The organism is Acidobacterium sp. S8 (assembly GCF_009765985.1).
Taxonomy (GTDB): Bacteria; Acidobacteriota; Terriglobia; order Terriglobales; family Acidobacteriaceae; genus Alloacidobacterium.
The window spans coordinates 58,479-73,379 of record NZ_LMUM01000028.1 but is presented as its reverse complement, the minus strand read 5'-3'; the positions used below and the strand labels follow the sequence as shown (position 1 = coordinate 73,379).

Here is a 14,901-nt window from a genome sequence, read left to right as displayed (position 1 = left end):
TAGAATATCAGGGTTTGATATCGGATTCTCCTAATAAGTTAAATGCTTTAAATTGAACAGCTTGTGAGTGTCTTGATTCATTAAGACAGGCCAAGACGCTGGGGAAATTCATCCAAATCGAAGTCTTCCGGGAGGCTGGCGCGCTCATCGACTATGCTGCGCTGCCAGCGCTGAAGCAGGGCATGGGCAATCAAAATGAGAGCTGCAGCGATGAGAAGATGCCACAGCCTCTGCTCCATCCAGAAACCCGCGTCGACAACTGTGAAGATAAAAGGCCCGAATAATGCCAGGAAAGCTCCCGCATAAAAGGCCAGGTTTCGTTTGGAGTAGATCAAAGGCACGGTAAACGGCACGGATAAAAAGCGGAGAAAGAAGATGTCGACGAGCAGGAGGCAAAGTCCCTGGGCTACGAGCAATTGCGCGGCGATGGGCAAAGCGGCCGGAAAAAGCGAAGGGCTGAGCAGCACAATCACAAGCAGGGTGGCAACGGTGAGGAAGATGGTTCGCAGCAAAGTCCACCGCAGTGTGGCGGCAATGTGGTTGCGGTCAGGCCGGGTGCCGATGGCGGAAAACAGCCAGCTCGCCTTCAACTCCACCGGTGAAAGAAATGCAGCTTTGAGGCCGGAGATGGCCAGAAATGCCACTACCGGAATGGTGGAACGCAGGCCGTAGCTGGAAAAAGCAAGAGCGATGTGACCGTTATGCTGCTGGAGCTGAATGGTAGTGGCCAGCAGGAGGGCAAGTCCGGCGCCTCCGTAGAGCGAGAGATAGACGCGGTGGTGCGGGGCTTGTTTCAGCGTCTGGCTGACAAAGTGATAGACGGCCCGCTGCGGTGGCCGAAGGATGAGAATCTTGTGCAGGATATAGTCCTTTGCCTCGGCGATGCGGTTGCGCCCGGTTTTCTGTACGAGGCCTTCGATAGCCCGGCGCATCTTTGTCCAGTAAGCCAGGGGATAGCTGAGGCAGGTAAGGGTGAGGATGATCAGCAGCGCCCATGCGCCGGTTGCCGCCAAATGGCCGAAAACAGGCAGCGCTTGTCTGCCTTCGAGAATCACCTGATACAGCCCGAGGAACCAGAAAGGCGGGAACCAGTGGGCTGTCGCATTGCCGGAGGTGAGGAGTAGCTGCAGGTTTTGCGAGATCAAGGGAAAGAGAAAGACGATGATCAGCAGGCTGGCCAGCGAGACTGCCTGCAGGAGGGGTGATATCCAGCGAAAGAGTTTTTCTCCCAACAGGCTTAACAGAATTCCCTGCAGCGAGATGAAAAAGCAGGCAGTGAAGAGACCGCCCGCTGTGATGGCGATGATATGGGCCGCCAAGTGGCGTATAAGGCTGGGCTCGTCTGCGATTAGCGGAAGAAAGATTGTGCCCAGGCAGCCGCTGGCGATGAGGAACAATCCGAGAAACTTGCCGAGTGCGGCGATCTTGGCGGTGAAAAATCTGCGCGCAGGAACGGGTAACGGCGTCAGGACCAGAATGTCGAGAAAATCGGGAAAGAGCATGTCCCACTCGAAGACAGTTCCTGCACCCAGTGCCATGCTGGCATACATGACATAGAAGTAGTGATCGCTTACGCGCGGCCAGTAACCACGCGGGGCTGTATTCGGTGGAAAGATAAAGTACGACGGAATGAGCGTGAGAGCGAACAACAATGCCGGTACTGCGATGATGCAGAGTATCTGCGCGATGCGGGTAGCATTTTCGCCTTCGAGCGAAGTGAGCGGGTTATCAAAGAAGCGGTCAAAGAAATGCCGAACCAGGACGGAGAAGCTGTCCATCTGGACAACTTCTTTCTGCACCATGTTGGCCTGCACAGTGAGTGAGAGAACGGGGTGCTCGGGTTCGTCGATTCTTCGCAAGACGTTAAGCATGGTTTGCCCTTATGACCTCGACCATTTCGCTGGCCACGGTTTTCGTGTCTTCCTGCTGCACGAGTTGCGCAAAGACTCGTTCGAGGCTGGGTAGTTGCATCAGCGAGGTCAGCTCGGAAGGCGCGGCATTGGCGCGGATATTGCCCTGCGCGATGACGATGACGCGGCTGCAGATCTGCTCAACGACCTCGAGGACGTGCGAGATATAAAGAATTGCCTTGCCTTCGGCGGCCAGAGCCGAGAGCAGGTCTTTGAAGAGGCGCGCCGAAACTACATCAAGACCGGAGAGCGGCTCGTCGAAGATGAGCAATTGTGGATTGTGCATGAGCGCGGCGGCGATGAGGACGCGCTGCTTCATCCCCTTGGAATAGAGCGAGATGGGCGAGTATCGCCAGGATTCGAGCGCCAGCAGCTTGAGCAGAGTGTTGGCTTTGAGCGCGATCAATTTCTCCGTCATACCGCGCAGACGGCCTACGAGCTGCAGGTATTCGAGGCCGGAGAGATGGGTATAAACATGCGCTTCTTCCGGTACATAGCCGAGTCTCGCACGGTAAGCCACGATGTCGTCGTGAATCGGGTGACCCTCAAAGAGCACCCTGCCGAGGTTGGGCTGCAGCAGGCCGGTAATGATCTTGACGGTGGTCGATTTGCCGGAGCCGTTGGGGCCGAGATAGCCGGTGATTTCGCCCGCCTGAAGCTGAAAACTGACGTTTTCTACGGCGGCGATGCCGCGGTAGCGCTTGGTGACATTCTGCAATTCGAGGACGGGAACAGCATTCATGATTACCCTATGTAGCAAACTACTTAATAGCTTGTCAAGTAGCATGCTACATAGGTAGAATGCCGGGCATGGGCGCAGAGGCAAAACTTTCGCATACCGCGGCGCTGATTCTGCGTGCCATCAGCGCCGGGTATATCTACGGCTTCAGCGTGATGGAGATGACAGGGCTGCCGAGTGGCACGGTGTATCCGGCGATGCGCAGGCTGGAGCGCGACGGACTGATCCAATCGAAGTGGGAGGCGGAGTCGATTGCCACAGCGGAGCAGCGGCCGCCGCGGAAATATTACAAAGTGATGCGCGCAGGGAAGGCGACGCTCGACGCTTCTATAAAGCGCTATCCGCTGCTCGAGAAGATGATTCCGCTGCCCGAGGTGGAGCACGTATGAGACGCCTCTATGCTTTGGCTCTTCGTTGTGTTTCGGGGATGGTACCCAGGAGTGAGCGGGAGGCCTGGCGTAAAGAGTGGATTGCGGAGCTCTGGCACGTTGCAGGTGAAAGCACGATGCGAACGACGGCTGCCTTTGTGGCCGGGGCTTTTCAGGATGCCTACCTGTTGCGAAAGGATCTTGGGCAGGCGCCCGAGTATCGAACACATACGCTGGCTTCTTCCCCGGTGATTTGTCTGCTCATCCTCCTGGTTGCCGCAGCGGGCAGCCTTGGAATTGCGTTTCTAATTCCCGCGGTGCGCGTATCTCTGCTGCCTGAGCCATACAGCGATGCACGCTCATTGGTGATCGTCTCGCGAGATGGCTCTTCGCACACTCCAGCTCCGAGCATTACGCTGGGCGAGTTCCGCTACTGGCAGCAGGCAGCGCAGAAGGTTTTCTCTGATCTGACGTTTTACCAGGTTGTGCGCAAGCGGCTTCATCCCGGACATGGAGCGGAGATTGAGATTTCCGTTATCCGTGGGTCGGATGGATTGCTTTCCGTATTGCAGGCGTCGGATTTCCCGGCGCGATTGCGCACGGCGGACGACGTTTCACCGAGGCTTATCTTGAGTCGTGCAATTTGGCGAGAATATTTCCACGCAGATCCGCATATTGTGGGACGCACCGTATTCGTGATGGGAGAGAGGGCAACGATTATCGGAGTCGTATCTGCGGAGGCATGGCGTCTTCCAGGTAAAGCGGACGCATGGCTGCTTGAAAACGACAGCCGGGTCAAGAGCCTTGCGCCTTCTGCCATGGGCTATGTTGCGGCGCGCATGCAGCCATCGCTTACGCGGGATACGTCAGAGAATCGATGGCATATGAGCGTGCCGCAAAAGGACGGCGATATCGACGGCTTTGGCTGCGTGTCAGTCAATCGTTATGATCGTGAGCCCTTTGTTCTGTTTGCATTTGCTGCGCTGTTAGCGCTGTTGGCTCTGCCAGCTACTACTTCCTTGCCGCTGGGAGAATATCCATACAATCCGCACCAGCAATCGTTGTCTCTGCGCTTGCGGCGATGGCTTTTCTTTACCGCGAAGATTGCATTGATTGTGCCGCTGGTGTGCTTCGCTTCACTGGATGTTGCGCAGTTGTTTTCGGACGCGCAATCGGTACAGCTCTTCGTTGCGTTTGGGGGCATGTTGGCGTCGCTGCGGTGGGTTTTGCGCGATCAGCGGCGGCGGTGCCCGGTGTGCCTCGAAATTTTGCGTCACCCGGTGCATGTTGGCCAGCCTTCTAGGAATTTCCTGGCGTGGAATGGCACCGAGCTGATCTGCGTTGTGGGGCATGGCTTCCTTCATGTGCCGGAGCTGCCGACAAGCTGGTTTGCCACGCAGCGCTGGCTCTATCTCGATGCCTCCTGGCATTCGCTTTTCCGGCCGCCGGAGGTAGCGCGCACCTGACCGCATCTTTGGCTACACTGGAGTATGCGGAGGTTTGAGCCATGATCCGTTCCTATCAGGGACATACGCCGGTGATTCCTGAGAGTTGTTACGTCGATGTTTCCGCCCAGGTGCTGGGCGATGTGGAGCTTGGCGAGCACTCGAGTATCTGGATGAATGCCGTCGTGCGCGGCGATGTGAATTCCATTCGCATCGGCTCACACTCGAATATCCAGGACTGCGCGGTGTTGCATGGCATGCGGTATGTCTATCCAGTAATTGTGGGCAATTATGTGACGATCGGCCACAATGCGACCGTGCATGGATGCACGATTGAGGATGCGTGCCTGATCGGAATGGGCGCGGTGATCCTGAATAACGCGCATATCGGCGAGGGGTCGATTATTGCGGCAGGTGCGGTGATTCCGGAACAGACGAAGATTCCGCCGCGTTCGCTGGTGGCCGGTGTTCCGGGAAAAGTGCGGCGCGAGCTTACTTCGGATGATCGTGATGAGATTCTGAAATATGCGCGGAATTATCTGGACTACACGAAGATTTATCTCGAGGAGCAGAAGAACTGGTAAGCCACTCCTTGATAAGCTGAAGTAAGGGCCTATCCGCAACAATGAGTACATTGAAAGCCGTTCGCGGCACACGGGATTTACTGCCGCCAGAAACCGAACTTTGGAATTTTGTGGAAGAGACGGCGCGCCGCGTTTTTGCGCGCTACAACTTCGGCGAGATTCGCACGCCTGTTTTTGAAGACACTCAGCTGTTTGCGCGCGGCGTGGGTGAAGAGACCGACATCGTTTCGAAAGAGATGTATACGTGGGAAGACCGCGCGCGGGCGCAGTCAGAAAAGGCGCAATCGCTGACACTGCGGCCTGAGAATACGGCTGGCGTGGTGCGCGCCTATATCGAACACAAGTTGGGTGAGACGGGGCTGCTGCAGAAGCTCTATTACATTGGGCCGCAGTTTCGACGCGAGCGTCCGCAGAAGGGGCGCTATCGGCAGTTCTACCAGATTGGCGCGGAGGTGATCGGGCCGCCGAGTGCGGGGTCTGAGTCGCCGCTGCGCGATGCCGAAGTGCTGGAGATGCTGGCGACGCTGCTGGATGAGCTTGGCATTACCGGCTGGCATCTGGAAATCAATTCTGTCGGCTCGGCTATGGATCGCCCTCGCTATGTCGCGGCTTTGCGCGAGGCGCTTGGTCCGGTCAAGCACCTGATGTGTGAGGACAATCAGCGACGGGCGGAGACGAATCCTTTGCGGGTGCTTGACTCGAAAGATCCGGGCGATCAGGAGATCATCGATAAGCTGCCGAAAATTGCGGATTTTCTGGATGAGTCGTCGAAGGCGCATTTTGCGGCTGTTTGCGCGGCGCTCAATGCCTGCGGGGTGCCGTATACGGTGAATCCGCGGCTGGTGCGTGGACTGGATTATTACACCCGCACGACCTTTGAATTTACGCATGGTGGACTGGGCGCGCAAAATGCTTTGCTTGGCGGTGGGCGCTATGACGGCTTGTCGGAGATTATCGGCGGCCCGAAGGCTCCGGGCATTGGATTTGCCATGGGTGAAGACCGGCTGATTCTGACGTTGGAAGCACAGGCGGCTGCTCGCACCAATCTGGCGGATGCTTATGTTGCGCCGATGGGTGAGGGGCTGAATCCGGCGGCGCTGAAGCTGGCGCGTGAATTGCGGCGTGCTGGATTGCGCGTGGAGTTGGGCGATGGTGGATTCCGTTTGAAGAAGTCGTTCGAAATGGGGAACAAGCTGGCGCGGAAGATTGTGCTGTTTGGTGAGGATGAACAACAGTCGGGTATCTTGACTGTGAAGGATTTTGCAAGCGGTGAGCAGGTGAAGGTGCCTCGTGCTGATATTGTCCCGGTGCTGAGAAAATAAAAGCAGGTCCTTCGACTGCACGCCTTCGGCGCTGCGCTCAGGATGACAATGATGTTTGAGTAGTGCAGTGGATACTGTGCTTCTTTGAGATAAGGAAGAAATCTTGCTGGACTTTTTAGGAACGTTGCAACGTACACACACCTGCGGCGAGCTTCGCGCTGAAGACGCCGGGAAATCTGTTGTTCTGCTTGGATGGGTCAACCGTCGCCGCGATCATGGCAATCTGATCTTTCTCGATCTGCGCGATCGTTACGGGATTTCGCAGGTGGTGCTGGATAAGGATTTGAGCCCGGCGGGCCACGCGAAGGCAGAGCAAGCACGGCCGGAGTATGTGGTCGCTGCAATTGGCAAAGTGCGGCTGCGCGGCAAGGATGTCATCAATCCGAAAATGGTGACTGGCGAGATTGAGATTGTCGCAGATAAAGTTCGCATTCTGAACGATGCGAAGGTGCCTCCGTTTTCGCCTGCGGAAGATGCGATTGGCAACGAAGAAGTGCGGCTGAAGTATCGCTATCTGGATCTGCGTCGCGCGGAGATGCAGCGCAACTTTGAGGTGCGGCACAAGATTGCACTCGCGGTGCGGCAGTATCTTTCGGCACAGAGTTTTTACGAGGTAGAGACGCCGTTCATGACACGCTCGACGCCTGAGGGTGCGCGCGATTACCTCGTTCCGAGCCGTGTGCATGCCGGGAATTTCTATGCGCTGCCGCAGTCGCCGCAGCTGTTCAAGCAGATTCTGATGATCTCCGGCTTCGACCGCTATTTTCAGATTGCGCGCTGCTTCCGCGATGAAGACCTTCGCGCGGACCGTCAGCCGGAGTTTACACAGATCGATCTCGAAATGACGTTTCCGCAGCAGGAGACGATCTTCCGTGTGGTGGAAGGTTTTCTGGCGTCGTCGTTTGCGGCGGTGGGGATTTCGTTGCCTGTGCCGTTTCCGCAGATCACCTATGACGATGCGATGCGGCAGTTCGGTATCGATAAGCCGGATTTGCGGCTGCCGGGGTTGACCGATGTGAAGGCCGCGTTTGCGGAGAGCGATCTTACAACGCTGGCCATCGATCCTGCGCTGCCGGTTGTCGCGCTGCGTATTCCAAAGGTGGGCGAGCTTTCGCGCAAGGAGCGCGACGACAATAAGCCGCTCTTCGATACGCGCAAGGGTGCGAAGTATATCGACGATTTGAAGCGGCTGGAGAAGTCGTTCCCGGATGCCGTGGTCAAGCTGCGTGAACTGGCAAAGGCCGAAGAAGGCGATCTGCTCATCATCGTTGCCGGCGATGCGGCTACGCACATCAACGCCAGCGATACGAAGGTCGAGGGAAGGCTTTCAGAACGCGAGATTGCGGTGTATTCGGCTGCCGGAAACTTCCGCGTGGAGCTGGCGAAGAAGTATGCCGATCGGCACGGTGCTTTCGCGGTCACAGATGCAGTGGTTGGCGCGGAGGAGCGCAACACCGGAATCGTCGATGGCTCGGCGGCATTTCGCCCGATCTGGGTGACGGATTTCCCGATGTTCGAGCACGATCCGGAGACGGGCAAGTGGATGCCTGCGCACCATCCCTTCACTTCGCCGCACGAGGAAGACATGGACCGGCTGGTTTCCGATCCTGCTTCAGTACGTGCGCGTTATTACGATCTCGCGATGAATGGGTTGGAGCTGGGTTCGGGCTCGATCCGTATTCACCGGCAGGATGTGCAGAAGCAGATATTTTCGGCACTCGGCATGTCAGAGGAAGAGGCGAAGGAACGCTTCGGGTTCTTCCTTGAGGCGCTGCAGTATGGCACGCCTCCGCACGGCGGTATCGCGCTGGGGCTTGATCGCCTGGTTATGATTCTGGCCGGTGCGACGAGTCTGCGTGAGGTCATTGCTTTCCCGAAAACGGCCAAGGCCATCGATTTGATGGTAGACGCTCCTACTCCGGTGAGTGATGTGCAACTGAAAGAGTTGCATATTCGCACTGCATTAAAGAGCTAGCGCTACACTGGGCAGGCTACGCCATGCTCAGACTTGCTGCATTTCTTTCTCTCTTCGTAACGATGCTTCCGCTCTATGGAGCGGAGGCATCCCCCGAAAAATTGAAGCTGGTTGTGGTCATCAGCCGCCACGGCGTACGTGCGCCGATTGCCAGCGAGATGCGTGACAACCTATATAACGCGCAGCCCTGGGCAAAATGGCCGGTTGCGCCGGGCGTGCTGACGCAGCATGGAGCGGACGCCTTGCGTTTGATGGGCTCCTTCTACCGCGAGCATTATGCGGGTCTACTTGGCGGTACTGAGTGTGACCATGCAGGTGTCTTTGCTATCGCGAACAACTCACAGCGGACGATTGCTTCGGCACATGCATTACTGGCGGGGCTGGCTCCAGGTTGCCCGGTTGAAGTGCATGCGCGACAAGGGCGGGAGCGCGATCCTCTGTTTGGGCAGGCCACTTTCAGCGATGCCGCAGATCACGACAAGTTGGCTGCGGCGATCCTGGGGCGGCTGGGCGGACGTATCGACTGGTGGCCTAACGGCTATCGGCAGCAGCTAGGTGATTTGCAGGCTATTCTTCTCGATTGCGCCGGACCCGATTGCGATAAGAACAAGCAGAAATTGCTGGATTCGCCTTCGGAGATAAAGGCTGTTCCCGACGGGGAGATTGTCAGCATCGAGACGCCGGTGAGTATCGGCGCGGATTTCGCCGAGCACTTTCTGCTGCAATACACCGAAGGTCTGCCGATGGAGCAGATGGGGTGGGGACGTGTTTCGCGAGAAAAACTGGATGATCTGATGGCGATGAATACGAGCTATCACGATTTCATTTTGCGAACGCCCTATTTTGCGCAGATTGCGGCTTCAAATGTTGCATATCGGCTGGATGCCACGCTGGAGCAGGCTGCCTCCGGTAAAAAAGATGCTGACGCGCTGGCGCCTCTCGCAGACCGCTTCGTGCTACTTGCCGGGCACGACAGCAATGAGACATGGCTTGGAGGTTTGCTGGGGCTGTCGTGGCTGTTGCCCGATCAGCCGCGAGACGCTACGCCACCGGGAAGCGGTTTTGTCTTCGAGCTGTACCAGAATACTGCGACTGGACGGGATACGGTGAGGGTCTTATTCGCGAGCCAGACGCTGGACCAGATGCGTTTTCTGATTTCGCTTGAAGGAAAAGAACAGCCGTCGCTGGTGCCGGTGTTCGTTCCCGGCTGCAGCGAGGCGGCTCCCGGGTATCCCTGCGATTTGAAGGTATTCAGCAGGATCGTGCGTGGCGCGATCGATGAGAAGTTCGTCGATCACTCGGGCAAACCGTAGAGTGCCGTGACTGAATATAGGGCGAGACCATGAATCATGCGTCAGGAACTCCCGTTCTGTTGCATTTCATGGATTCTTCGCTGCGCTCAGAATTACGGCTCTCGGGTAGGTAGCAATCGTTAGCGCAGTGATCCGAGCTTGTAGACTACGCCAGCGGTTCCGGCAAATTCGTTCTGATATGCATAGCCATAGTGCGTCGGCTGCCAGTCTGCGGTGAAGCGCACTGCCCACCTGGGATTGAGGTTGTAATCGGCCCATCCGCCGACGGCTGCGCCAAAGGCGAGCTTGTTGTTATAGATGCCAACCTGGTAAGGCTGTGCGCCCGTGTCTTTGAATCCTTCATCGAAGGAGCCGTTGGCTGCGCCGATCAGCGCGTGAAAGCCTGCGGCGTAATTCTCCCTGCGGTAAAGGCGAAAGTTTGGTCCGACGAGGAAGAGATGTTCGGACATATCGGATTTGGTTACGTTGTAGGCATTCGGAGGCACCTCGATGGTGCCGTAATAGCCGCGCGCTGAGAATTCGAGGCCGAAAAGCTGCTTGAACCATGCAGTTGCATCGCCATTCCAGCCGGTGAGGTTGTTGGCATGCACGCCTGTGCCCGCACCGGGGTTGAAGTGCGAATAGGAAAAGCCGCCGTAGAGGTCCCACCGCTGCTGATATTGCGGCAGAGTGGTGACGGGCGCTGTGGCCTGCACCTGAGCGCTAAGTACTGGGGACGCGGCAAAGGTTACAAAAAGTGCCAGGGCTGCATAGACGGAGCGAATTCTTGAAATCACGCTGCTTTTTTCAAACCTCATTCTTCAAACATCACAAAAGGCTGTAAGTATTCACGATACACGGTTAGACGGACATGTGTCAGTGCATGGAAGCGTACCGTCAATTCATCCAGCGGCGATCGTTGGGATCTTTTTCCGAGCCTTGATAGCGGCCGTCTTTGTCGAAGTGCACATCCCGGTTCTGCTTGCGCATGTAGACTTCGAACTTTTTCGCGGCGCGACGGCGCTTCCAGCGGTAGTAGTTGTTGCGCACTCCGAAATACTTTTCGCTGGTGGCGAATGCGTATCCGCGGCGCGGCGCGGCCTTGACATAGAGATAGCCGGCGAGCGCTCCGCCTAACTGAGCGAGCGCATAGACGCGGCTGGAGGAGAAGACCATGGCCACAGCAATAAGCATGTAGACGATGACGAGGTATTTCGCCTTCATCGTCATCGGCAAGGGGAAGAGCATGAATTCCATGTTGCCGTACAGAACGCCGAAGGCGACCAGCAGGCCGAAGATGCCGCCGAAGGCCCCGGTGATGGCGAAGGTATCTGCGTGCAACACGAGGCTGAGGCCGACAGCTGTAAGGCCGGCTCCGATGACGCTGGTGAAAAAGAGTTCCGCCAGCCAGCGCGGTCCGTGGATTCCCTCAAGAAAGCTGCCAAGGAACCAAAGCGAGAGCAGTTCAAGTGCGGTGCCGAGAATTCCGACATGGATGAAGCAGTAAGTTACGATCTGCCACAGGAAGCCGTGCAGGAAGAGCGGCGGAATGAGCGCGCCGAAGCGCACGACATCATTGGCAAGTGCCGCAGAGACCACCTGCAGCAGCAGCAACAGGAAGTATGCGCCGACATTCCAGAGGATCAGCGCGCGGGTGAATCCGCGGAAATCGGGAAAATTTAGTATTCCGGCAGAACGTGGCATACAGGCTGTCCTATTTTCTCAGAAATAGACAGCCAGCGCCTTTGTTTAACGCTCCGGCATGGGAGCGACTGCGGGGCTGCGGTGCCCCTCGGCATCGACGGCGCGTACCCCGAAGATGACATTGTCCTTTGAAATGGGAAGAGTGACGGCATATTCGCCGGGAGCCTGGTTACTCGGATTGATTCCTTTGTTGGTGGAAAATTGCCAGGTCGGAGCTGTCAACTCTCGCCAGACAATTTCGTATTTTGTGCCAGAAGGAGCATCGGAGCCGATCCAATGAAGCGTTGTGTTGTTATCAAGGTCTTTTGTTACGACACGCACATTTTCCGGAGCGGGAGGCGCGTAGGCCAATGTAGCCAGCGTCGCGGCGTTCAGAGCCGCGACATGGGCGACATACTGAAAATCGACGAACTTCAACAGATCACCGTATTCGATGCCGTTTTCAGTGCGCACATTCTGGTGCTGGTGGTTGAAATCCTCGCGCCATTCGGTAAAGCGGACGGCTGGAAATCCCTCCTGGTTGAAAGAAGTGTGATCGCCTCCGCGGAGGAAGCGGTCACGCCGGAATTCGAGAACCGGACGGAAATAAGCTGATCCGCTGGAGGATTTCCGGGCATTTCCGATGCCGTGATAGGTCGTACTCAGATCGAGAATCATCCGCGCCAGCTCGCGAGATGAGGAATCGCTCTCGTAGCCGAGGCCCTGGATGAGCCGCGCCTGCTCAGGCGTAGCTGGCGCCGGGATGCTCTCAGAGAATACGCGGACCAGCGATTTGTTCTGCAGCGTGTCGCCGGGCGTGGTGTTGCCCCCCACGATGTCGTTATTCAGCACGCCTTCCAGCTGCCAGCCTTCGGATTTTGCCAGCTTTGCCAGGTGGCGGCTGCCGTTCAGCCCCTGCTCCTCACCGGCAACGGCAGCGAAGATGATGGTGGCGCGCGGCTTGAGCCTGGAGAGCACGCGTGCGCATTCCAGGCTTACGGCCACACCGGAGGAGTCATCGTTGGCGCCTGGGGCGAAGCCATGCGTGTCGAGCACATCGGTGTTGCGCGAGTCGTAGTGGCCGGTGACAAGGTACATGCGTTTTGCCTGTGAGGGATCCGATCCGCGCAGAATGGCGTATACATTTGTGATCGTTGTCGGCTGCGGTACCCGGCCTTGTGGACTTTCCGTAAAGGTGTCACGTCTCACCTCAAGGCAACCGGAACAGTCAGCTGAGTAGCGTTTGAGCTCGGACTCGATCCAGTCGGCGGCGGCGCTTACACCCTGCCCGGCTGGCAGGTCCCTGGTCATGCTGGAAAGCGTGTTGCGGGTATGGAAGCTGACCAGAGTTTCGATGGTGTGCTGAACCTGCTGGGGGGAGATTTGCTGCAAAGCATGTGCAATGGCAGGATCCACGGGCGCAGGACGAATGGGCGCTCCGATGGCATCCAGATCGCGCTTCAGGTCGTCAGAAAAAGCATGAACGCCAGTTGCGGAAGTCATTGCAGTGAGAACGACGGCTATTGCAAGCGGTCTGAGACAGGCTTTCATTAGAATCTCCGGAGCGAGGGATCGTATGAGAAGAATTTGAATTCAAGGGAAACGGCTTGACGTGCGCGCGCTTCTCTTAAAAACTAACGAAGTTGCATCCTGCAATTTGTTGTAATCATCCTAATACTCCACTTGGCCTGGAGGGATTTATGCCGATTTGTCCTGAATGTGAGAGCGTACTCGATTTCGATGAGGAAGAAGTAGACGAAGGTGACGTGGTCGTCTGCGATGAGTGCGGAACCGAATTTGAAATTGTTGCCACCGATCCTCTGGAGCTTTCCAAGGTGGAAGAAGGCTATGAGGATGAAGACGAAGAAGTGGAAGACGAGGAAGAAGAATGAAGCAGTTTTTCTGTAGTCCTGCCCGCCTGAAACGTGGGCAGGTAGCAGTTTTCGCTCTAACCGCTATTTGCCTGCTGGCTCCTGCAGCAGGCCGGGCGCAGAGCAACGCAGTGCGGTCGGTCGAAGGCAAGGTCTATGAGGCGAGCGCGCCGCTGAACAGCGCAGTGGTCTACCTGCAGGACTCGAAGACGAATAACGTCAAGAGCTTCATTTCCACGCAGGATGGCAGCTATCGCTTCGGCCAGCTTTCCAGTGATATCGACTACGAGCTGTGGGCCGAATACAAAGGCAAAAAGAGCGATAAGAAGACGATCAGCTCATTCAACTCAAAAAAGCAGCTCTTTATCGATCTGCACATCAAGTAACGCGCAGTTTATTCGACGCTGCAGATCAGGCACTTGAGGTATTCCGTCTCTGGAATGGTCAGGACGACGGGATGATCTGCAGCGGCGCCGCGCCTTTCGATGAGGCGTACACGACGTCCGGCATCTCCCGCAGCCGCCGCTATGATCTGCTGAAAATCAGCCAGCGAGACGTGGTGCGAACAGGAATTAGTGACGAGTATCCCGCCGGGACGTAGCATCTTTATAGCGCGCAGGTTCAGTTCCTTGTAGCCGCGCAGCGCTCCTTCGACTGCCCGCTTCGATTTCGCGAAGGCTGGCGGATCGAGCACTATCGTGTCGTACGTGGCTTCGGATTGGCTCCAGTCGCGAAGCAGGTCGAAGGCGTTCGCCTCGATCCAGTCCACCTGTGAGTTTTTGAGCTGTGCTGCGTTCGCGGCAAGATTCTTCTCCGCAGTTTCTAGAGCGGCGCGTGAGATATCGACACCCGTAACGCGAGGACAACTCTGTGCCATATGCAGCGCGAATCCACCCTGGTAGGTGCAGATATCGAGGGCTTCTCCGTGTGCGTAGCGTGCAGCGGCGGCATAGTTTTCTCGCTGGTCGAGAAAGGCTCCAGTCTTCTGGCCAGTGTTGGCATCGTAGTGAAAGCGTAAGCCGTTGAGCTGGAAATCGGTGCTCAGAAGTGGCTGTTCAGGGTCGGCTGCGTAGAGCGGAGTTGTTGCGGGAGCGCTGAGTTGTTCCAGTTCGCGGATGCGCGGGTCGGGACGCTCGATGATCGTACTCGAGTTGAGTTCTTCCCTTACAACGTCGACGACGGCTGTGCGGGTTTCAGTGTTATCCAGTGCTTTGGCGAGCAATTGCAGAATAACGAGGTCGCCGTACTTGTCGATGATGATGCCGGGGAGTGCGTCGGCTTCGCTGAAGACCACGCGGCAGGCATTCGTTTCTGCGTTGAGCATCGGACGCCGCATCCGGATGGCATGTTGCAGGCGCGTGCGTAGCAGTTCGAGCCACTGCGCCGGGTCGATGATCTCTGTTGATATGAGACGAAGAGAGATTTGCGAGGCCGGGCTGTAAAGGGCTGTTCCAAGCGGGATGCCGCGATGATCGGCAACCGGCATCAGGCCGGAAGGCTCGCCAACAATCTGCTCGACGTCGGATTGATAAACCCAGACATGCCCGGCGCGAAGGCGGTCGGCTGCGCGCCTGGAGATGATTGCCGCGGGTGCTGCGATTTCCACCTGAGACGCGGCAGGCTGGTGAGATCGCTTCTGCTTTGCGTGTATTTCTTGTTTGCGTCCGGGCATAGTCTCATCTTCGCATGGATGATTTAACGGGAAGTTGCAT

At 56.9% G+C, this 14,901-nt stretch carries 14 protein-coding genes; 8 read left to right on the top strand and 6 right to left on the bottom strand.

Annotation, left to right across the window (positions count from 1 at the left end; all coding sequences use genetic code 11):
* Positions 1-80: 80 nt before the first annotated feature.
* Positions 81-1,871: a hypothetical protein gene (locus tag GSQ86_RS12085; protein WP_158750205.1), complete on the bottom strand. Its 1,791-nt coding sequence runs from the start codon at positions 1,869-1,871 to the stop codon at positions 81-83.
* Positions 1,864-2,652, bottom strand: coding sequence for an ABC transporter ATP-binding protein (locus GSQ86_RS12080; protein ID WP_158750204.1), 789 nt, complete (start codon positions 2,650-2,652; stop codon positions 1,864-1,866). Before GSQ86_RS12080 ends, GSQ86_RS12085 begins: the two co-directional genes overlap by 8 nt.
* 68 nt (positions 2,653-2,720) lie before the next feature.
* Here GSQ86_RS12080 and GSQ86_RS12075 point away from each other — a divergent pair, with 68 nt between their 5' ends.
* The 6 genes from GSQ86_RS12075 (at position 2,721) to GSQ86_RS12050 (ending at position 9,656) form a co-directional block, all read left to right on the top strand.
* On the top strand, positions 2,721-3,038 hold the full coding sequence (locus GSQ86_RS12075; protein ID WP_158750203.1) for a PadR family transcriptional regulator: 318 nt from the start codon (positions 2,721-2,723) through the stop codon (positions 3,036-3,038).
* Positions 3,039-3,154: 116 nt separating this feature from the next.
* The gene (locus GSQ86_RS12070) at positions 3,155-4,483 is read left to right on the top strand and encodes an ABC transporter permease (protein ID WP_216841127.1); all 1,329 of its coding nucleotides are present in this window, start codon (positions 3,155-3,157) and stop codon (positions 4,481-4,483) included.
* Positions 4,484-4,524: 41 nt separating this feature from the next.
* The gene (locus GSQ86_RS12065) at positions 4,525-5,046 is read left to right on the top strand and encodes a gamma carbonic anhydrase family protein (protein WP_158750201.1); all 522 of its coding nucleotides are present in this window, start codon (positions 4,525-4,527) and stop codon (positions 5,044-5,046) included.
* A 41-nt stretch (positions 5,047-5,087) separates the two neighbouring features.
* Positions 5,088-6,368, top strand: a complete 1,281-nt coding sequence (gene hisS / locus GSQ86_RS12060; RefSeq protein ID WP_158750200.1) for a histidine--tRNA ligase — start codon at positions 5,088-5,090, stop codon at positions 6,366-6,368.
* Between the two features lie 103 nt (positions 6,369-6,471).
* Positions 6,472-8,343, top strand: coding sequence for an aspartate--tRNA ligase (aspS, locus tag GSQ86_RS12055; protein WP_158750199.1), 1,872 nt, complete (start codon positions 6,472-6,474; stop codon positions 8,341-8,343).
* A gap of 23 nt (positions 8,344-8,366) precedes the next feature.
* Positions 8,367-9,656, top strand: coding sequence for a histidine-type phosphatase (locus GSQ86_RS12050; RefSeq protein WP_158750198.1), 1,290 nt, complete (start codon positions 8,367-8,369; stop codon positions 9,654-9,656).
* A 119-nt stretch (positions 9,657-9,775) separates the two neighbouring features.
* On the opposite strand, the gene GSQ86_RS12045 is transcribed toward GSQ86_RS12050, so the two are convergent.
* The 3 genes from GSQ86_RS12045 to GSQ86_RS12035 all read right to left on the bottom strand — a co-directional run bounded on the left by GSQ86_RS12045 (position 9,776) and on the right by GSQ86_RS12035 (position 12,869).
* On the bottom strand, positions 9,776-10,432 hold the full coding sequence (locus GSQ86_RS12045; RefSeq protein ID WP_158750197.1) for a hypothetical protein: 657 nt from the start codon (positions 10,430-10,432) through the stop codon (positions 9,776-9,778).
* A 100-nt stretch (positions 10,433-10,532) separates the two neighbouring features.
* A complete protein-coding gene (locus GSQ86_RS12040) occupies positions 10,533-11,339 on the bottom strand; it encodes a rhomboid family intramembrane serine protease (protein WP_158750196.1) in 807 nt (268 codons plus the stop codon).
* Positions 11,340-11,384: 45 nt separating this feature from the next.
* Positions 11,385-12,869 (bottom strand): M20/M25/M40 family metallo-hydrolase, encoded by a 1,485-nt coding sequence (locus GSQ86_RS12035; protein ID WP_158750195.1) that lies wholly within the window; start codon positions 12,867-12,869, stop codon positions 11,385-11,387.
* Between the two features lie 149 nt (positions 12,870-13,018).
* Between GSQ86_RS12035 and GSQ86_RS12030 the strand changes: the two genes are divergently transcribed.
* Together GSQ86_RS12030 and GSQ86_RS12025 are read left to right on the top strand one after the other, a co-directional pair.
* On the top strand, positions 13,019-13,210 hold the full coding sequence (locus GSQ86_RS12030) for a hypothetical protein (RefSeq protein ID WP_158750194.1): 192 nt from the start codon (positions 13,019-13,021) through the stop codon (positions 13,208-13,210).
* The gene (locus GSQ86_RS12025; protein WP_158750193.1) at positions 13,207-13,575 is read left to right on the top strand and encodes a carboxypeptidase-like regulatory domain-containing protein; all 369 of its coding nucleotides are present in this window, start codon (positions 13,207-13,209) and stop codon (positions 13,573-13,575) included. The genes GSQ86_RS12030 and GSQ86_RS12025 overlap by 4 nt, the downstream gene beginning before the upstream one ends.
* A gap of 8 nt (positions 13,576-13,583) precedes the next feature.
* On the opposite strand, the gene GSQ86_RS12020 is transcribed toward GSQ86_RS12025, so the two are convergent.
* The gene (locus GSQ86_RS12020; protein WP_158750192.1) at positions 13,584-14,861 is read right to left on the bottom strand and encodes a class I SAM-dependent rRNA methyltransferase; all 1,278 of its coding nucleotides are present in this window, start codon (positions 14,859-14,861) and stop codon (positions 13,584-13,586) included.
* Positions 14,862-14,901 lie beyond the last annotated feature (40 nt).